Source organism: Veillonella montpellierensis DSM 17217, from assembly GCF_000426745.1.
Classification (GTDB): domain Bacteria; phylum Bacillota; class Negativicutes; order Veillonellales; family Veillonellaceae; genus Veillonella; species Veillonella montpellierensis.
On sequence record NZ_AUFY01000012.1, the window covers coordinates 37,537 to 56,706 of the forward strand.

Annotated in this window: 18 protein-coding genes and 1 riboswitch; of the genes, 16 read left to right on the forward strand and 2 right to left on the reverse strand. The window is 34.2% G+C overall.

Annotated features, from left to right (window positions below; genetic code table 11):
• Nucleotides 1–595: 595 nt before the first annotated feature.
• The gene (locus tag K357_RS0104705; RefSeq protein ID WP_028257680.1) at nt 596–880 is read right to left on the reverse strand and encodes a thioredoxin domain-containing protein; all 285 of its coding nucleotides are present in this window, start codon (nt 878–880) and stop codon (nt 596–598) included.
• A gap of 490 nt (nt 881–1,370) precedes the next feature.
• Here K357_RS0104705 and ilvB point away from each other — a divergent pair, with 490 nt between their 5' ends.
• The 3 genes from ilvB (at nt 1,371) to metK (ending at nt 5,320) form a co-directional block, all read left to right on the forward strand.
• Nucleotides 1,371–3,089 (forward strand): biosynthetic-type acetolactate synthase large subunit, encoded by a 1,719-nt coding sequence (ilvB, locus tag K357_RS0104710; RefSeq protein ID WP_028257681.1) that lies wholly within the window; start codon nt 1,371–1,373, stop codon nt 3,087–3,089.
• Nucleotides 3,090–3,104: 15 nt separating this feature from the next.
• Nucleotides 3,105–3,611, forward strand: a complete 507-nt coding sequence (ilvN, locus tag K357_RS0104715) for an acetolactate synthase small subunit (RefSeq protein ID WP_028257682.1) — start codon at nt 3,105–3,107, stop codon at nt 3,609–3,611.
• A gap of 366 nt (nt 3,612–3,977) precedes the next feature.
• Nucleotides 3,978–4,080, forward strand: a riboswitch (SAM riboswitch).
• A 49-nt stretch (nt 4,081–4,129) separates the two neighbouring features.
• Nucleotides 4,130–5,320, forward strand: coding sequence for a methionine adenosyltransferase (metK, locus tag K357_RS0104725; RefSeq protein ID WP_028257683.1), 1,191 nt, complete (start codon nt 4,130–4,132; stop codon nt 5,318–5,320).
• A gap of 603 nt (nt 5,321–5,923) precedes the next feature.
• On the opposite strand, the gene tpx is transcribed toward metK, so the two are convergent.
• A complete protein-coding gene (tpx, locus tag K357_RS0104730; RefSeq protein ID WP_028257684.1) occupies nt 5,924–6,439 on the reverse strand; it encodes a thiol peroxidase in 516 nt (171 codons plus the stop codon).
• A 369-nt stretch (nt 6,440–6,808) separates the two neighbouring features.
• Between tpx and K357_RS0104735 the strand changes: the two genes are divergently transcribed.
• The 13 genes from K357_RS0104735 to K357_RS0104795 all read left to right on the forward strand — a co-directional run bounded on the left by K357_RS0104735 (nt 6,809) and on the right by K357_RS0104795 (nt 19,081).
• A complete protein-coding gene (locus K357_RS0104735) occupies nt 6,809–8,539 on the forward strand; it encodes an ABC transporter ATP-binding protein (protein ID WP_028257685.1) in 1,731 nt (576 codons plus the stop codon).
• Nucleotides 8,532–10,307, forward strand: a complete 1,776-nt coding sequence (locus K357_RS0104740; RefSeq protein WP_051212114.1) for an ABC transporter ATP-binding protein — start codon at nt 8,532–8,534, stop codon at nt 10,305–10,307. The genes K357_RS0104735 and K357_RS0104740 overlap by 8 nt, the downstream gene beginning before the upstream one ends.
• Nucleotides 10,308–10,500: 193 nt before the next feature.
• On the forward strand, nt 10,501–11,316 hold the full coding sequence (locus K357_RS0104745) for a TrmH family RNA methyltransferase (protein ID WP_028257687.1): 816 nt from the start codon (nt 10,501–10,503) through the stop codon (nt 11,314–11,316).
• Entirely contained in the window at nt 11,291–11,968 is a 678-nt protein-coding gene (gene larB, locus K357_RS0104750) for a nickel pincer cofactor biosynthesis protein LarB (RefSeq protein ID WP_028257688.1), read from the forward strand. Before K357_RS0104745 ends, larB begins: the two co-directional genes overlap by 26 nt.
• A gap of 6 nt (nt 11,969–11,974) precedes the next feature.
• Nucleotides 11,975–12,412: a nickel pincer cofactor biosynthesis protein LarC2 gene (gene larC2 / locus K357_RS0104755; RefSeq protein WP_038113618.1), complete on the forward strand. Its 438-nt coding sequence runs from the start codon at nt 11,975–11,977 to the stop codon at nt 12,410–12,412.
• Between the two features lie 126 nt (nt 12,413–12,538).
• Nucleotides 12,539–13,390: a ChbG/HpnK family deacetylase gene (locus K357_RS0104760; RefSeq protein ID WP_028257690.1), complete on the forward strand. Its 852-nt coding sequence runs from the start codon at nt 12,539–12,541 to the stop codon at nt 13,388–13,390.
• The gene (locus K357_RS0104765) at nt 13,390–14,391 is read left to right on the forward strand and encodes a lysylphosphatidylglycerol synthase transmembrane domain-containing protein (RefSeq protein WP_028257691.1); all 1,002 of its coding nucleotides are present in this window, start codon (nt 13,390–13,392) and stop codon (nt 14,389–14,391) included. The genes K357_RS0104760 and K357_RS0104765 overlap by 1 nt, the downstream gene beginning before the upstream one ends.
• Before the next feature lie 15 nt (nt 14,392–14,406).
• Complete coding sequence (locus K357_RS0104770) at nt 14,407–14,856, forward strand: ACT domain-containing protein (protein ID WP_028257692.1); 450 nt, start codon at nt 14,407–14,409, stop codon at nt 14,854–14,856.
• Nucleotides 14,857–14,896: 40 nt separating this feature from the next.
• Complete coding sequence (locus K357_RS0104775; protein ID WP_028257693.1) at nt 14,897–16,186, forward strand: homoserine dehydrogenase; 1,290 nt, start codon at nt 14,897–14,899, stop codon at nt 16,184–16,186.
• Between the two features lie 2 nt (nt 16,187–16,188).
• Nucleotides 16,189–17,115, forward strand: a complete 927-nt coding sequence (thrB, locus tag K357_RS0104780) for a homoserine kinase (protein WP_028257694.1) — start codon at nt 16,189–16,191, stop codon at nt 17,113–17,115.
• Nucleotides 17,116–17,268: 153 nt separating this feature from the next.
• Entirely contained in the window at nt 17,269–18,123 is an 855-nt protein-coding gene (gene htpX, locus K357_RS0104785; protein ID WP_028257695.1) for a zinc metalloprotease HtpX, read from the forward strand.
• 11 nt (nt 18,124–18,134) lie between these two features.
• Nucleotides 18,135–18,545: a nucleoside-diphosphate kinase gene (gene ndk / locus K357_RS0104790; RefSeq protein WP_028257696.1), complete on the forward strand. Its 411-nt coding sequence runs from the start codon at nt 18,135–18,137 to the stop codon at nt 18,543–18,545.
• A gap of 35 nt (nt 18,546–18,580) precedes the next feature.
• Complete coding sequence (locus K357_RS0104795; protein WP_028257697.1) at nt 18,581–19,081, forward strand: cob(I)yrinic acid a,c-diamide adenosyltransferase; 501 nt, start codon at nt 18,581–18,583, stop codon at nt 19,079–19,081.
• The last annotated feature ends 89 nt before the right edge of the window (nt 19,082–19,170 follow it).

Sequence of the window (19,170 nt, forward strand, 5' to 3'; positions counted from 1 at the left end):
AAAATACATAAAATAAGAATAAATATAAATCTAAGGAAAATAAATAAGTATGAAAAGTATGATGCTATAATGATTTTCTTATTTCGTGAATTTCATACATTATAATGAGACTATATAGATTATTTCAGATAATATAATATTGGGAAAGCGAATCAAGTTTATATTTTGTCGGTAATAATATCTTATTTGATTTATTATAAGACGTAAAATCCATCTTGCCATTATAGTGATCTGAATTGTATTTATATTCTAAAATGGGATAGCTATAGTATGTATTGAATATAGTTGCACGGATGACTATTATATAAGTGCGTATAATTATTATATTTAATTACATGCATACAACATCATATAGTATTTAGAAGCTACGAATTGAAATCGATATGACTTGTTGATACAAGAGATATAGTTAGGGGTGGGCTTTCATAGCCGATGTTTTCCTAGGTGATTTATGAGTGCTATATAATCATAGATTCGTACAAGACATGAATAGAAATAAAGAGACAAAAAAGCACCATCCTTATTTATGATATAAATGTTTACATGTCATCATAAATAAAGAAGGTGCTGCATTTGGGGTAGTGTATATACAATTTTATATTGCTTTTAGTGCATTTTCTAAGACGGTTTTAATTTTGCTCTTTGTTTCTTCGTAGGTTTCACCTGGATGTGCCTCATATTGTTTATTTGTATCAAACCACATATTAGGGACATATGTATAGGGATGTGTTTTAAATAACTCACCAGCATTAGCATCATCGACCCATTGGATAGAAATTGATTTGAATGTAGGATTTTCATTAATAAGTTCTTGAATTGCTTTATGTGCATTAGCACAATAAGGACAACCTACCATATCAAAGGCAATAATTGATTTCATAATATAGACTCCTTTCATTGGAAAGTAATATCATTCTGTATATAGTATAGCAAATTGTTATAATATATTCAATGTTGTCGATATATTATCTGTGTTTTCTGTTAAGACAGAAATGATAGTAAGGATTTTCTTTAATCAGGCTGTTTGCTAATTTTTTTATAAGTACATCTTATTGTGTATGTATGGGTACCAATATGTATTCTTTCTATATAGTATATATTAATCGATATAATAGTACAGTCAAAAATATTAGTATATAAGTTGCTTCATTAAAGTGTCACAAAATATAATGTTTATATTTTTATCATACTGAACTATTAATTTTGATATATAAAGAATTTTATTATATGAGTTCATTCTATTCCTTGACATACAGTGTATAAACGGAGTAATATGTATAACACATGTGTATGAATATCATTATATAATGTTATGTTAATAACTATATATATGATATATAAATATTGTTTTCTAAGAAAGTGTGAAATGTATGATAACAGGTGCAGCATATTTAGTACGTGCTTTACAATATGAAGGTGTAGATACATTATTTAATTATCCAGGTGCAGCTACTATAGATATTATGGATGAACTATATAAACAGGATTGTATTCGTGTTATATTACCACGTCATGAACAAGCATTAGCACATGAGGCTGATGGATATGCGAGGAGTACGGGAAAAATAGGGGTATGTTTAGTAACGAGTGGACCGGGAGCTACAAACTTGGTAACAGGTATCGCAACGGCTAATGCTGACAGCGTTCCATTAGTATGCATTACAGGACAAGTACCATTAGAATTAATGGGCAATGATGCCTTTCAGGAAGTCGATATGGTGGGAATTTGTCGAAATATTTGTAAATATGCTATTACCGTTCGAAACCGTGAAGAGTTAGGGCGTATTCTTAAAGAAGCTTTTTATATTGCCCGTACGGGTAGACCAGGCCCTGTTGTCGTTGATATACCTAGAAATATTCAGATTGCTTTAGGAAGCGATGAGTACCCTCATGATATTTCTATTAGAGGATATAAACCAAATTCTATAGCGCATGTGGGGCAAATTAAAAAGGCTATACATGAGTTAGAAAGTGCTAATAAGCCAGTGTTTTTATTGGGCGGTGGCGTTAATATTTCTGGCGCTAACGAGATAATGACTCAATTGGTTGATATGACAGGAATACCTGTGGTAACAACCTTAATGGGAAAAGGGGCTATTCCTTCGGACCATCCTTTGTACTTAGGAAATGTAGGAATTCATGGCGGATATGCTCCCAATATTGCGATAGGTGAGTGTGATTTATTATTTTCTATAGGAACTCGATTTAATGATCGTATTACTGGGAAATTAGATACCTTTTGTCAGCATGGAAAAATTATACATATTGATATAGATGCGGCATCAATTTCTAAAAATATTAAAGTGGATATACCCATTGTGGCAGATGCAAAAAGTGCGATTGAAACGCTAGTATCATATATGAAACCGATTGATGTATCTGATTGGACTCGCCAATTGCTATCATTAAAATTCAAGTATCCGGTTACACAAGATAGTATTAAGGGATTAACACCAGAAAAGGTTATTTCTTATATTAATGCACATTATACAGAACATATTGTTGTTACTGATGTAGGACAGAATCAATTATGGACAACGCAGTTTTTAGCGGTGAAACAAGCTAAACAGTTATTGACCTCTGGTGGACTTGGAACAATGGGGTATGGCTTTCCTGCAGCTATAGGTGCGCAATTGGGAAATCCAGGGAAACGAGTATTTGCTATTACTGGAGATGGCGGATTTCAGATGAATTTACAGGAATTGGCAACGGCGGTCATGTTGAAATTGCCAATTACGATTGTTTTATTTAATAATGGATATTTAGGTAATGTGCGTCAGTGGCAACAGCTATTTTATGATAAGCGATATGCATGTACAAATTTGTTGCCAATAGATGAAATTATTACAGAAAATACGGATAAAGAAAGGTTACCATATATACCTGATTTTATATCCTTAGTAAAAGCGTATAAAGCACAAGGTATGAGAATTACAAAAGAGGAAGATATAGAGCAAGCTTTTCAATATGCAGAGTCATATCGAGAAGGACCTACTTTGTTAGAATTCATTATTGATACAGAAATAAATGTATTACCAATGGTTCCAGCAGGACAATCATTACAGGAAATGGTATTAGTTGATGCGTAGGAAGAGGTAAGTCATATGATTTTAAAAAAACGATGTATATCTGCGTATGTAGAAAATCAAATTGGAGTTTTGGCTAAAATATCAGGGTTGTTTGCAGGAAAAAATTATAATTTAGACACATTAACAGTTGGAGTAACAGAAGATGCTACTATGTCGCGTATGACTATTGGACTAACTTGTGATGACTTAACATTTGAGCAGATTATAAAACAATTAAATCGGAGTGTAGAAGTTATTAAAGTTATTGACTTTACGGATATCGCTATTCACAAGAAAGAATTGTTATTTATAAAGGTAAGTAATTGTAAGGAAACCGACACACAGGAGATTTTTAGAATTGCTCAAACGTTTGATTTGTTGGTAGTAGACTATAATAAAAAAGCGGTGCTTTTACAGTCTGTTAAAACGGAACAAAAAAATAATGATATGATTCGTTTGTTTAAAAATATATTTGTGAATCGAGTAGAAGTCGTGCGTGGTGGAAGTGTGGCTATTGAAGCATTGTCCGTGCCTGATTCGTAACTATCTATTATTTTAATCCATAGGGCTATTAATGTAGATATAGTATAGGTGACCTATAGCACCTTTTATTAGACCTATGGTTTTCTTGTGAGCAAGATAATGATTTATAAGTATTGTTATGATGTTGATGAATAGAAGACTAGGAAAGTGACAAATTAGAAAGTATTGAGCAATAATTGATGTTTATAAACGACCCTATGATAACTCAATAGATATGTATCATTTGTAGAAATTTATTATACTTTATCATGTATATAAGAGAGTTATCATTATTAGTGAAGAGTGACCATAGTATTATTCATGAATGAACTGAAGGGTATATGCTTGATTTTTATAAAAAAATAGAATAAAATAAATAAAGACGTAAACTCATCGAGAGTAGTGGAGGGATAGGCCCTGTGAAGCTACAGCAACCTTTCAATGTTGAAAACGGTGCTAAATCCGACAGCGAGATGCTGACAGATGGGGAATTTCCCCTCATGAGTATATGAGGGCTTTTTTTATTATAGGAGGAAATAATGTCTGAAAAACATATGTTTTTTACATCTGAATCTGTTACAGAAGGACATCCTGATAAAATTGCGGACCAAATTTCTGATGCAGTATTAGATGCAATTATTGAAAAGGATCCTAATGCACATGTAGCATGTGAAACATTAGTTACAACTGGTTTAGTTCATGTAGTTGGTGAAATTTCTACTAAATGTTATGTAGACATTCCACGCATTGTGCGTGATACAATACGTGAAATTGGCTATACTCGTGCTAAGTATGGATTTGACTGTGATACTTGTGGTGTATTAGTATCTATTGACGAACAATCTAGTGATATAGCTATGGGTGTTGATGAAGCATTAGAAGTTAAAACAGGTGAATCGGAACAATTTGATAAAATTGGTGCAGGGGACCAAGGTATGATGTTTGGTTATGCTACCAATGAAACACCTGAATTTATGCCAATGCCTATTTCGTTAGCCCATCGGTTATCAAGAAAATTATCGGAAGTACGTAAAGATGGAATTTTATCTTACTTGCGTCCAGATGGAAAAACACAGGTAACAGTTGAATATGTTGATGGAAAGCCTAAACGTATTGATACAATTGTTATTTCTACACAACATAGTCCAGAAGTGCCTAGAGAACAAATTGAAAAAGATTTGAAAAAATATGTCATTGAAGCGGCAATTCCTAGTGAATTGATGGATGAAAAGACTAAATTTTTCATTAATCCAACAGGTCGTTTTGTTATCGGTGGACCTCATGGTGATGCAGGTTTAACAGGTCGTAAAATTATTGTTGATACATATGGTGGTATGGCTCGTCATGGAGGCGGCGCATTTTCTGGGAAAGATCCTACAAAAGTTGACCGTTCTGCTGCCTATGCAGCTCGCTATGTGGCTAAGAATGTAGTAGCGGCAGGGTTAGCTGACAAATGTGAAGTTCAAATTGCCTATGCTATTGGGGTAGCACGTCCTGTATCTGTATTAGTAGAAACTTTTGGTACGTCTAAAGTTCCTGAAGAAGTTATTGAAAAATTGGTTAATACACATTTCGACTTACGTCCAGCAGGTATTATCGATATGCTTGATTTATTAAAACCGCATTATAGAAAAACTGCTGCTTATGGACACTTTGGCCGCAATGACGTTGATCTTCCTTGGGAACGTACGGATAAAGCTGATGTACTTCGTAAAGAAGCAGGTTTATAATTAACACATTAGTCAATCATAGTTGTATTTTGGTATGCAGCGATTGAAAGAAGATAGTAAGAAGCTGTTATAAGATATATGTTCTTATAACAGCTTTTTTATATACACTGAGATTTTTAAGCCTTATATGAGTTAAGTTTCTGTCATGCATGTATATTACAAATTTGTTACTATATGGGTAGAAGGCAATTTGTCTATGAAACATCATTTTATTTATCTATAAGAAAGAAATTCAATTTGTATTATACATAAAGAAGACGGTTTATATGTTTATGATTCACTATACAAAGTACGGTTCATCATAAATAGACAGCCTATATTTTCTATGAAGTGACAATGGATATCTTTATATTTTAGGAGATACTATATCTATCATTAATAGGCATATACGTATAGGTGGGAATCAGAGGCTTTTCATTAGTATAAAAAATGAGAAAATTTGTTACCTAGTAAGTATAAGATTGAATGATATAATGGGAAACTAAGTTTGGATGGATTCATTTATATAGCACTCGTTGCTTTATGAAAAAAATTAGGACTGTAGGTATGTATGCCTACAGTCCTAATTCTGTATAATTTAGAAATGATTAGATGTTAAGTATTTTAGATTAAAGAAGCTACTGCATCTTTTACAGCGTCGAAGTTTACTGGATTTGTTACCTCTGGCACATATTCAACATAAGAAACAGTGTTGTTTTTATCAATTACTACAACACCACGAGTCAATAAGCGAAGTTCTTCGATTAAGAACCCGTAAGCAGTACCGAAAGAAGCATCTTTGTGGTCAGATAGAGTTACCACACGATCAACACCTGCTGCACCACACCAACGTTTTTGAGCAAATGGTAGGTCCATAGAGATAGTTAATACAACTACATCGTCGGACAAATTAGTAACATCTTGGTTGAACCAACGAGTTTGGGCATCACAAACGCCTGTATCTAGTGATGGTACAACGCTAATTACTTTAATTTTATTAGCATAGTCGGCTAATGTTTTAGGTGCTAGGTCATTGTCTAATACAGTGAATTCTGGAGCTTTTTGACCAACTTTTACTTCAGGACCCACTAATGTCATAGGATTATTTACAAAAGTGATTACATTTTTTCTCTTTTCCATGATTATATTCCTCCAAAGTATGATTAATACTCACAAATAACTTACTATTTGTTTTTAGTATATCATGGAATAATTAATAAGTAAACTAAATTTTTCGATATAGAATTAAGATAGGAATCGATTATTCATAGATACATAGTATGTATAATATACAAAAGATAGCATATAATATAATATACAGGATAGAAGTATTTGTTTGATTAATACATATATTTATAGGACTGTTTGACATATGTATGAGTTAACACGTAAGGACATAAATGTCTGTACCATTCTATAGGACTGTTTGACATATGTATGTTCAGGATTTATATTTTTCGTGTATATTTTATATAGATAATCAAGTATTGCTAGTATGGGAGCTATAACATGAGTGCTGATGATTTATTTCTTAAGTTTTTTAAAGAAGAAGGAAGGACCTATCTATTGGGTGTTGCCTTATTAATTATTATTAATCTTATCTTTTTAGAAATGCCTAAATTAATTGGTGAAGCAGTAGACACATTATCTCATGGTAAAGAAGGATTAAGTGAATATATACTTCTTTTTGTGGCTATTATGATTGCGGTTACTCTTTTGAAAAGCATATCGAGACGGATGCTTCTGGGATCTATTCGTAAAATGGAATATGTATTTCGCAGTAATTTGTGCAATCATGCATTAGCCATACCCGTTAGCTATTATGAAGAACATGGACCTGGTAAGGTTATGACTTTGATGACGAGTGATGTTACATCATTGCGCGTATCTCTTGGGTTAGGTGTTATGATTGTTGTGGATGCTATTTTTTTTGGACTATGTTCTTTTTATCATTTAGTAGATAATGTATCTCTCCCCTTAGCATGTATCATTATGAGCCCCATGCCATTTATTATAATTGGTGTGTTACTAGTTGGGCAGACTATGCGAAAAAAACAACGACAAGCACAGTCAACTTATAGTCGACTTACTGAATTCTCTCAAGAAATTCTACTGGGGATTAACGTGATTCGTGCCTTTAATAAAGAGTATATGGGAGCATTGCGATTTTCTACTATTAATCAAGATAATTATGAAAAGAACTTAGAAGTGTCTTTTTTAGATGCTTTGTTAAAGCCCTTAACTTTCATTGCTCCTTTGAGTTGTTTAGGTATTAGCATATATGTGTGTGGCACTATGGTAGTTCATGAATCTATGACTGTAGGGAAATTTGTTAGTGTCAATGCATATATTATGCTGATGATTGGGCCGTTAATGGGGTTAGGGTCCTTAGCATCTGTTATGCAAAAAGGATTGGCTTCGTTTGATCGGATTAGTAAATTTTTATCTATTCCTAAGGAAGTTATTACAGGCCATGATAAACCATTGTTACCACTTGATACAGTACGTCTAGATAATCTTACATTTTCTTATGGACATAATACACATCCAGCACTTACTAATGTATCTATGGAAATACCAGCAGGTGCATTTATTGGAATTGTTGGAGGACCAGGGTCCGGAAAAACAACATTGTTTAAATTACTGACTCGTATTCAAGAACCTATGGAAGGACATATTTTTATCGGTAATCAAGACATTGTGGATATTCCATTAGCTGTGTTAAGGCGTAGCATTGCCTATGTGGAACAAGAAGGAAATGTTCTTGGTACAACGATTCGTGACAATATTGCGTTTGGAGAAGTCGGAAAAAATCACATATCGGTAGAAGAAGCAGCTCGTCGTGCCAGTTTATATAGGGATTTAGGGGAAAGGATTTCTAATCATAAGAAGGGCGCATTAAAGGAAAGAGGAAACAATTTATCTGGAGGACAGAAACAACGAGTGACCATAGCGAGAGGGCTATATAAAAATGCTCCTTATGTATTACTTGATGATAGTTTTTCTGCATTAGATACGATGAGCGCAGCTACTATTATAGAAACATTAAGGACTACACAACAACAAACAATTATATTTATTTCGCAACGGATAGAGGCGATTCGACAGGCAGATATGATTTATGTGATGGATGCAGGACAGATAGTAGAGCGTGGTACACATCAAGAATTAATGAATCAAAAAGGATTATATTATCAGTTATATGCTAAACAAGAAGAAAGTGAGGTGTATCATGCCTAGACCATCAGCGACGCAATTTGATGTCACTATAAGACGAATCAGTCAAAAAAATGATATGCTCCTTTTATCTTCTTTGCTTACATATATTAAGCCTCATATGGGCAAGCTAGCTATAGGTGTGATGGCCCTTATTATAACGCTAGGAGTAGAATTAATTCGTCCTATTATTATTCGATACGTTATTGATGAGGGGTTTGTTCATAAAGATTTTCACATTATATTATTATGTGCTATGGCGTATATCATATCAATTGCTTTAAGCTTTATCTTTATGTTTTTACAAAATTATTTATTAGAGCGATTTGGTCAAACGATTATTTTAGAGCTTAGAAATATTGTGTTTTCTAAAATTTTACATAAGCGCGTAAACGATTTTGAAAGTATTCCTACAGGGAATTGGGTGACACGGATAACGAATGATATTGAGTCATTACGGACATTATACACGGATGTTTTAATTAAGCTCGGCAGTAATATAGTGTTTATTTTTGGAATATTAGGCGCTATGTATTATTTGAACGTCTATCTAGCACTTGTAATGACGGCGATAGTACCAATTATGGGAGTCATTATTTTTGTATACCAAAAGTTTTCAAGAAAGGCATTTCGTGGTGTTCGCCTTGAACTTGCTGCCTCCAACTCATCGGTACAAGAAATTTTAAATTTTATTGTGACGATTAAAACATATGTGGCTGAAAATTATATTAGTCATTACTATGATGAAGTAAGTAAGCGATACTTACAAGCTGGATTACAAGAGGTTAAGACATTTGCCATTTTTCGACCTATTGTAGATGGATTGTTTTTTGTAGCAATTATTGCTGTATTTTCATTTACTAATTATTTCGATTCTGTTACAGATGCAGGCGTGGTATTTGCATTTATTCAATATATGGATAAATTTTTCCAGCCTTTAAAAGAAATAGCTGAAAAGTATAATTCCTTACAGAGTTCCTTAGCAGGCGGAGAACGATTAGTGCCATTATTACAAGAAACTAGTACCGGTCGAAACGATGTCATAGAAGTGCCTAAAGAGTTAGCGTCGGTTCATAGTATTGAATTAGAGCATGTATATTTCTCGTATGACGACTCTGAAAATTATGTACTAGAGGATATTTCCATGACAATTCAAGGCGGTGAGTTTATTGGTATTGTTGGCGTATCTGGAGCAGGAAAATCAACATTGCTTTCATTGCTGATGGGATTATATCAACCTACGAAAGGGCGTATTCTGATTAATCATATAGATATTAAGAATTATGATGGAGCGGTTCTTCGAGAAGTAATTGGCTATGTATTTCAAAGTGCTCATTTGTTTAAGGGAACGATTAGAGAAAACATATCTTTATATGACGATGCTATTACCGATGATAAGATTATAGCTGCTACAGATAAGGTGGGGCTACATTCGATGATAATAAAGTTGCCAGAAGGATATGATACACCAGTAGGATATTTGGGGTCATTGTTATCAAGCGGTGAAAAGCAATTGTTAGCTTTTGCAAGGACATTATTAAAAGAAAAGCCAGTTTTATTGCTGGATGAAGCTACATCAAATATCGATAGTCAAACGGAACAAAAGATTCAGGACTCTATCGCATCTATTCGTGGTGACAAGACGGTGATTAGCATTGCACATAGAATATCGACTATTAAAGATGCTGATTGTATATATGTGTTAGAAAAAGGTAAGCTCATTGAATCTGGTAGCTATCAATCCTTAATCCAACAAAAGGGAGTATTTTATGATTTGTGGGCACACAGATGATGAAAGTATAAGTAGTTGATGTAAGAATACGATAAATAATGTATACTGACTTGCTACGATGAGGAGTATACACGGTAAGAATATTGACGTGGTGACCATATTTTTTAGCGCTTAAATTACATTTGTCTTTATATGATGGACAATAATGTGTTATAATGGAATATATGTTAGTAATAGAAATATAGGGTGCAATATGGAAGTTATTAAATCAAAAGAAAATAATACAGTTAAGCATATTCGCTCTTTATATAAAAGAAAGTATAGAGAAAAATATGGAGAATATGTAGTAGAAGGCGTTAGAGCTGTTAGGGATTTGCTAAGAAAAAAGAAAATACATACTATTTGTATTGCCGTATCTCAAGTTTCATCTAGTGCCATTATAGAAATTATTGAATTGGCAAATGCACACTATTGTATAGTACATCTTATAGAAGATAGAATATTCTCAACAATCGAGCAGACTGTGCAAGGACAGGGTATATTAGCAATTGCTAATAAAGATGAATATGCATTACATACAGTTGTACCAGAGAAGGGAATATACTTGGTGTTAGATCGTATACAAGATCCTGGCAACTTAGGCACTATAATACGAACAGCTGTTTCTGCTGATGTAAAGGGCGTTATTTTAACTAAAGGAAGCGTTGATCCCTATAATGAAAAGTGCATTCGTAGTACTATGAGTGCCATTAGTGAAATTCCTATTTACGATAATATAGATGAACAAGAGGTAATTCAGTTTATACAGAAGTTTTCACTACATTCTTATGTAACAGCATTAGAACGAGCTGTAACATATGACTCACTGACATATACAGTGCCGGCGGTGTTAATTATGGGTAATGAAGCTAATGGTGTTTCACAGAAATTACAAGATGCATGTGATCATAGCATTGTGATTCCTATTATAGGTAATATTGAATCATTAAATTTAGCAGTTGCTACGGGTATATGTTTATATAAAATGAGGGAGTCTTTTTATCATGAATCGCCAAAAGAAAGCATCTAATGAATATATGGCTACGATTGACTGGAATCGTCAGGAACGTCAAGGCTTCCCAGAAGTGGTGTATTGTGAAGGAAAGACTGATGAACAATGTTGTTCTATTTTATCATCGTTAGCGAATACTTATGATGTGTGTATGGGTACTCGTGCGAGACCTAGTATATATAATCAGTTACTACCTTATATAAGTGATATACAGTATGATGAGTTAAGTCGTATAATCTATGTAAATCGAGTGCCTCTACATATCAATGGAGATCGAACCATTGCTGTAGTTACCGCAGGTACTAGTGATATTCCTGTAGCGGAAGAAGCAGCGCTAACGGCAGAATTAATGGGCAATCAAGTGAATCGTATTTATGATGTAGGTGTAGCTGGTATTCATCGCTTATTTTCTCGCCTTGATGAAATTCAAGAAGCTAATGTGGTCATTGCTGTAGCTGGCATGGAGGGCGCTTTAGTAAGTGTTTTAGGAGGTTTAATCAAAAAACCGTTGATTGCTGTGCCAACTTCAATTGGATACGGTGCTAATTTTCAAGGAGTGGCAGCGTTATTAGCAATGCTTAACTCATGTGCTGCAGGCGTAGGTGTGGTGAATATTGACAATGGCTTTGGCGCAGGTAGATTGGCACATATTATTAATAGTCAACGGTAGGTGAATATGGAAGAAACAATTGTTAAAGTAGAAACCAATATTGATGATATGAACCCTGAACAATATGAATATATTATTGATTTATTATTAAAAGCTGGTGCGAATGATGTGTGGTTAACACCTATTATTATGAAAAAAGGGAGACCAGCTATTTTAATCTCAGTTTTATGTAAAGATAGTTTACTTACTGCTGTTGCACATATTTTATTCACTCATACAACAACGATTGGTCTTCGATGTATAGATTATCACCGTATTATTTGTGAACGACAATATAGGGTTTTTTATTATGAAGGCATGCCTGTAGGCATAAAAGAGGCATATTATCAAGGACAGCGTGTTAATATTTCGTTGGAATATGAAGATATGAAACGCATTGCGCAGGTGAAGAAGGTTTCTATACAGGATATTGAACATAGTATATGGAAACAAATCAAGTTATAAGTAGTTCTTTTTTACTAGGTGCGATTTTATTGCTATTGTAGCATGTATTTGTTAAAATAACGTATATCTTTTTGGAAGAGATAATCAATAACTAATAATTTAATTAAAATGTAAAAGAAGGATTATATGATTAAACTGATTGTTAATGCGGATGATTTTGGTATTCATACATCTGTTAACAAGGGCATTGTGAAGGGGCATTGTGAGGGAATTATTACAAGCACCTCTTTGTTGGCTAATGGAAGCGAATTTGAATCTGCTGTGGACTTGGGGTTTACTTATCCTAATTTAGGGATTGGTATTCATACTTGTTTAGTGGGAGGATTGCCACCTGTGTGTAATCCTGATGAGGTATCATCATTATTAACGAGTGAAGGTGTATTGCCTACTACATATTTGGACTTTATCAAACGATGTATGATGAGAACGATTCGTTATGATGAGTTATATAAAGAATTAGCAGCGCAATTTAAAAAAATAATAGATACGGGACTTCCTATTACACATGTAGATGGACACCAACATATACATATATTGCCACAGGTGTTGCCGATTGTTGTGGATTTGATGAAACAATACGGTATTAAAAAAATTCGCATACCACGAGAATATAAGACCTTTGTTAATGGCGTGTACAATCCTATTCGCTTTTTAGGAAAGGTAGGCTTATCGACGGTAGCCGATATGGCAAAGCGAACAGTAGCACAAGAAGATATTAAGAGTCCCGATTATTTTTGGGGGATGATTAATGGGGGCCAGCTTATTGAACCAGCATTAGCGACAATTTTATCATCCATATCTAAGAAAGCAGGTGTTCATGAAATTATGACACACCCTGGTCTATCAGATAATGTGCTAAATCAAAAATTTGATTGGCATTATCATTGGGAAGAAGAATTAAAGAGTATGATGTCAATTTCTATCGGCGAATATATTCGTCGTCACAATATAGCATTGATTAATTATGGTGAGTTATAATGAATAAATTATTGAAGCGAGGCCTCATATTAGGAAGTGTGCTGATAGTAATTTCTTGTATCACAATATATTGCACAGTTGATATTAAGGCGCTTACAATGCTATCAACATTTAATATGGAATCGATTTTATTAGCGGTCATAGCCTTATCCATAGGTATGTATTTTGACGGACTTCGATTGCAGAGACTTGTCAGAATCGGTGGGTATCATTTACCCATTAAAGCGGTGTTGCGTGTTATTTTTGGCAATTATTTTATGGCCTTATTAACGCCTGGCGCTAGTGGTGGGGCAGTGGCACAAGTACTTATTTTGAAAAGCTATGGCGTGCCTATTGCAAAAGCAACACCCATAGTGCTTATTCGCACCATATTTTCTATTTTGTTTTTAATTATTATGATGCCATTTATTTTTTTACATGATACGATGACGATACCTTACATTTCTAAAGATGTGTTATGGAAATTATCATTGTTATTGGTTTTATGTGTATGTATGGGGATTTATTTTTTTAAAACAGAACTTTGCAAACGGTTAGTGTATCGTTTGGCACGATATATAAAAAAGGATAACCCTGATACATGGTTAATTAAATTAGAAGAAATAAACAGTGGATTCGCTTTGCTATATGAGCATCCTATACAATCATTCATTGTATTTATAGAATCAGGGATAAGTTTACTGTGTTTGTATTGCATTGCTCCTGCCTTGATGTGGGCTTTTTCCACTACTACATTATCAGTGGTGACGATTTTAGAAAGAATGATATTACTTAATTTGATATTATATTTTGCACCCACACCAGGAGGAACGGGTATAGCGGAAGGATTATTTGTATTTTTGTTAGCTAGTTTTGTGCCAGATGGAACAATTGGACTTATTGCCGTAGGTTGGCGAGTTATTGCAGAATATATACCTTTTTTTATCGGTATGTATGCAGTATTAACTTTATATGGAAAACAGTTTGTAGCGGGTACTGTTACAACATCGGATAAGTTGTAGATGGGAGGTTCTAGTGTGACTCAGTCAAAAAAAGATAAATTCTACCTTGTACAAGAAGATATTTTACCAGAAGCAATTAAGAAAACGATTAAGGTAAAAGAAATTTTAAAAATGGGTGAAGTTAAGACGATTAATGAAGCGGTGGAACGTATGAATCTAAGTCGCTCTGCGTACTATAAATATAAGGATTATGTATTCCCTTTTTTTGAAATTGCACAAGGGAAAATCGTATCTATTGCCGTATCGATGTCAAATGATCCTGGTATGTTGTCTAGCGTTTTAAAAGCGATTGCCAGTCATAATGGAAGTATCTTAACAATTAATCAAGACATTCCTCTACAAGGTATTGCTAATGCGAGTATTGCTTTTGAAACAAAAGACATGACCGGATCCTTGGAAGAATTATTGCAAGATATACGCAATATTAAAGGTATGATTAAGGTCGATATATTGGGACAAGCATAGTGTATGAAAACAGTGTGAATATAAAGAGAGTAGGTAACATATGAATTCTATAAAAATTGGTATATTGGGCTTTGGTACAGTCAGTCAAGGAACTTGTGAGCTATTAATTGATAATGCAGAATTAATTTCTAAACGAATTAATACAAATATCACTATTGCTAAAATATTTATGAGAAATCCTAAAAAATATGAACATATTAGTTTGCCAGATGATACTAAGGTAGTTAGTGATGCACAAGATATATTGCAAGATCCAGAAATTTCTATCGTTGTAGAGTTGATGGGAGGAACTGATTTTGCTCGTGAGTGTATTGAAAAAGCGTTAGAAAACGGTAAAAATGTAGTGACTGCTAATAAGGATTTAATGGCAGAAGCTGGACCATACTTGTTAGATTTGGCAAAACGTAATCATGTGGATTTACGATTTGAAGCAAGTGTGTTAGGCGGTATTCCTATTATTAGGACTCTATATGAATCGCTAGGAGGCAATAAAATAACTGAGTTAGTGGGAATTATGAATGGCACTACTAATTTTATCTTAACTAAGATGACTGAAGAAGGGACTAGTTATACTGAAACGCTAAAAGAAGCACAAAGCTTAGGTTATGCCGAAGCAGATCCTACTGCGGATGTTGAGGGGTATGATGCGGCACGTAAATTAGCAATTTTATCTTCTATTAGCTTTAATCGTAGAATTTTCTTTGAAGATGTTGAGGTAGAAGGCATTAGTCATATTGATACAGCGGATATTGAATTCGGCAAAGAATTTGGTTATAACATCAAGTTATTAGGCATTGCGAAAGAAACAAAAAAAGGATTATCTCTTAATGTATACCCTGCATTTATTCCACTCACCCATCCCTTGGCATCTGTAAGAGGATCGTATAATGCGATTTATGTGAAGGGGAATGGCATTGATGACGCTATGTTTTATGGTCGTGGTGCCGGTAGCTTACCTACAGGTAGTTCTGTAGTCAGCGATATTATGGAAATTGCTAAAAATATCAATTTTAATAGTACTGGCCGATTAGCACCATTTTACTTTGAAAAGAAATCAATATATGCACCAGGAAAAATTTCTTCATCCTATTATATTCGTTTAGTAGTAGAAAATAAGACGGGCGTATTAGCAAAAGTTACTACGAAATTAGCAGAGCAACGCATTTCTGTATTGTCGGTATTACAACGCAATGATGATCCAGAAAAAGCGGTAATTGCTATAGTTACTTCTTCTTGTCCACGATCTTATATTTTAAATGTTTTAGACGCCTTTAATAATTTACGAGTGGTGAAGAAAGTTAGTAGTGTTATTAGAATTATGGGTGAATAATCATGAAAACTATTACCGTACAAGTTCCAGCTACGAGTGCTAACTGTGGACCTGGGTTTGATTGTTTAGGATTGGCATTACAATTATATAATGTGTTTACTTTTGAATTGAATGAAGAAGCAACTAGTTATTCATATACATTTAAAGGTTTTGGTGCAGATATATTAGCTCATGAAGATACTAGTCGTAATTTAATTGGACGCGCTATGTATGAATTATTTTATGCTGTGGGAGAAAAACCAAAGTTTGGACACATTATATCCGATAGTAACATTCCTCCTTCACGTGGATTAGGTAGTAGTTCGACTGCGATTGTTGGAGGCTTATTGTTAGCCAATGCGTTAGTAGAAAAACCACTTTCAAAAAAAGAATTACTTACATTAGCCCATCGTATGGAAGGACATCCAGATAATGTAGCTCCTGCTATTTTTGGGAATTTATGTTGTGCTTTAGGCAATGATAGAGAAGTCGTTAATACAGTGATTACTGTGCCAGAAGAGTTGTCATTTGCCGTAGTGGTACCAGAAGTACTGGTATCGACTGAATATGCACGTACGGCTTTGCCATATACCATTGATTTTAAAGAAGCGGTTGCCAATATAGGTTATGTGTCATTGCTTATTTCATCTATGGTTACTAGGGATCTTACTAATCTGCAATGGGCCTTACAAGATAATCTACATGTGCCATATAGAAAAAAAATAATTCCTTGTTGTGATGAGGTGTTTTCTGTAGCAAGAGATAAAGGTGCTTATGGCGCTACTATTAGTGGATCTGGTTCTACGCTTATTGCGTATTGTCATCATGAAGTGGCTTTAGATGTAGCAAAGGCAATGGGCAATGTATTTTCTTCACAAGACATCAAAAATACAGCATATGTGTTAAAAGCGGATGTAATTGGTGCAAAAGTGATTTCACGTACATTATAAATAGTGTTTAATTAGCATGTAGAGTCTTAGAAACTTCGTGTTTAAGTATACAACATGTTACTATTGTATAGTAAAAATTCATTTATTTTAAATAACATCATGCTATAATATGTATATATTATAGTATGATTAACTATTATGATGGGAGGATGTATGAACAATATAAAAACAGCAGCATTAATGGCATTATTATCGGCTTTATTGATGGCTATTGGTCAATATGTAGGCGGCTTACATGGGTTAATGGTGATGTTTATTATTTCTATTGGAATGAATGTATTTAGTTATTGGAATAGTGATAAATTAGTGCTTAGAGCTTATAATGCGAGAGAAGTACAAATGTCATCAAATCCAGAATTGGTTTCTATTGTGAAACAATTAGCTATGAATGCACATCTTCCTATGCCGAAAGTATATATCATTGATTCTGAAATACCGAATGCTTTTGCTACTGGTCGTAATCCAGAACATGCGGCAGTAGCTGTTACTACAGGTATTATGAATTTATTAACCCATGATGAAATTGAAGGTGTATTAGCTCATGAGTTAACGCATGTACAACATAGAGATACTTTGATTAGTACGATTGCAGCTACGATGGCAGGGGCGATTGCGATGGTTGCCAATGTGTTACAATTTGCCGCTTTATTTGGTAGCCGTGACGATGATAGAGAGAGTAATCCTATTGCTCTATTAGGAATGATTATTTTGGCACCTATCGCAGCATCTTTAATACAAATGGCTATATCTCGCTCTAGAGAATATTTGGCTGATGAAGGTGGCGCTCGTATTAGTGGGAAACCATTATCATTAGCTTCTGCATTAGCTAAAATTGATCATTATGCTAAATATGGTGCTCTGCCTCATGCAAGTAATGCGACAGCGCATATGTTTATTGTTAATCCATTAAGTGGGGTTAAAGATTTTGCTAGTAATTTATTTAGTACGCATCCTAGTACAGAGGAACGTATTAAACGATTACGCATGTTAGCTTCGACTGTAAAATAGGAGTGGTTATTATGGAACAAACATTAGTGTTGATAAAACCAGATGGAGTGCGACGTAGATTGTGTGGAGAAATCCTAAATCGCTATGAACGTAAGGGGCTTAGTATTGTGGCGATGCAGTTGATGCAGGTGCCTAGGTCATTGGCAGAGGACCATTATGTAGAACATAAGAATAAACCATTCTTTGGTGAGTTAGTTGATTTTATTACCTCTGGACCTGTACTTGCGTTTGTATTATCTGGCGAGCATGCTATTGCTACAGTACGCACATTAAATGGAGCTACTAATCCACAGGATGCTGTACCTGGTTCTATTCGCGGTGATTATGCATTAACGATGGATGCTAATGTAGTACATGCTTCTGATTCAATAGAGGCTGCTACTAGAGAAATAGCACTTTGGTTTCCTAATATTACATTGTAATATGTATAGTATTAAATAAAGGAGATGGATTATATATGGCAAATGTATATACTAAAACAGGTGACAAAGGTACAACTGGTTTATATACAGGTGAGCGTATTAATAAAGCATCATTACGTGTAGAAGCATATGGTACAGTTGATGAAGTACAAGCTTTTTTGGGATTAGCAAGAGCGCATGGAACAAATGAAAGTGTCAAAGAGGCTTTGCTACAAGTTGAAAAAGAATTATGGATGCTTATGGCAGATATTGCTAGCTTACATAAAGAACCTACTATTACAGATGAGTATGTAGTAGAATTAGAAAAAATTATCGATGCTTTTGATGCACAATTATCTCCTCTTAGTGCATTTGTATTGCCAGGTGAAAGTCAATCATCAGCGTATTTGCATGTGGCCAGAACGATTGTACGTCGTGCAGAACGCGATTTGTGGGCTTTATTCGGAGAAGAAGGGGCACATGAATCAAATTTAAAATATTTAAATCGACTATCTGACTTATGTTTTATATTAGCGCGGGTTGAGGAAGAACTATAATTTTTAGATACGTGGCAAGCGTCATATAAAAAGCTATGTTGCTGGTATATAGGACAACATAGCTTTTTATATATTGTTATAGTGAGTAG

Excerpts from the sequence above, each read along its gene's own strand:
- K357_RS0104705 (WP_028257680.1), bottom strand. The coding sequence starts at position 880 with ATGAAATCAATTATTGCCTTTGATATGGTAGGTTGTCCTTATTGTGCT.
- ilvB (WP_028257681.1), top strand. The coding sequence starts at position 1,371 with ATGATAACAGGTGCAGCATATTTAGTACGTGCTTTACAATATGAAGGT.
- ilvN (WP_028257682.1), top strand. The coding sequence starts at position 3,105 with ATGATTTTAAAAAAACGATGTATATCTGCGTATGTAGAAAATCAAATT.
- metK (WP_028257683.1), top strand. The coding sequence starts at position 4,130 with ATGTCTGAAAAACATATGTTTTTTACATCTGAATCTGTTACAGAAGGA.
- tpx (WP_028257684.1), bottom strand. The coding sequence starts at position 6,439 with ATGGAAAAGAGAAAAAATGTAATCACTTTTGTAAATAATCCTATGACA.
- K357_RS0104735 (WP_028257685.1), top strand. The coding sequence starts at position 6,809 with ATGAGTGCTGATGATTTATTTCTTAAGTTTTTTAAAGAAGAAGGAAGG.
- K357_RS0104740 (WP_051212114.1), top strand. The coding sequence starts at position 8,532 with ATGCCTAGACCATCAGCGACGCAATTTGATGTCACTATAAGACGAATC.
- K357_RS0104745 (WP_028257687.1), top strand. The coding sequence starts at position 10,501 with ATGGAAGTTATTAAATCAAAAGAAAATAATACAGTTAAGCATATTCGC.
- larB (WP_028257688.1), top strand. The coding sequence starts at position 11,291 with ATGAATCGCCAAAAGAAAGCATCTAATGAATATATGGCTACGATTGAC.
- larC2 (WP_038113618.1), top strand. The coding sequence starts at position 11,975 with ATGGAAGAAACAATTGTTAAAGTAGAAACCAATATTGATGATATGAAC.
- K357_RS0104760 (WP_028257690.1), top strand. The coding sequence starts at position 12,539 with ATGATTAAACTGATTGTTAATGCGGATGATTTTGGTATTCATACATCT.
- K357_RS0104765 (WP_028257691.1), top strand. The coding sequence starts at position 13,390 with ATGAATAAATTATTGAAGCGAGGCCTCATATTAGGAAGTGTGCTGATA.
- K357_RS0104775 (WP_028257693.1), top strand. The coding sequence starts at position 14,897 with ATGAATTCTATAAAAATTGGTATATTGGGCTTTGGTACAGTCAGTCAA.
- thrB (WP_028257694.1), top strand. The coding sequence starts at position 16,189 with ATGAAAACTATTACCGTACAAGTTCCAGCTACGAGTGCTAACTGTGGA.
- htpX (WP_028257695.1), top strand. The coding sequence starts at position 17,269 with ATGAACAATATAAAAACAGCAGCATTAATGGCATTATTATCGGCTTTA.
- ndk (WP_028257696.1), top strand. The coding sequence starts at position 18,135 with ATGGAACAAACATTAGTGTTGATAAAACCAGATGGAGTGCGACGTAGA.
- K357_RS0104795 (WP_028257697.1), top strand. The coding sequence starts at position 18,581 with ATGGCAAATGTATATACTAAAACAGGTGACAAAGGTACAACTGGTTTA.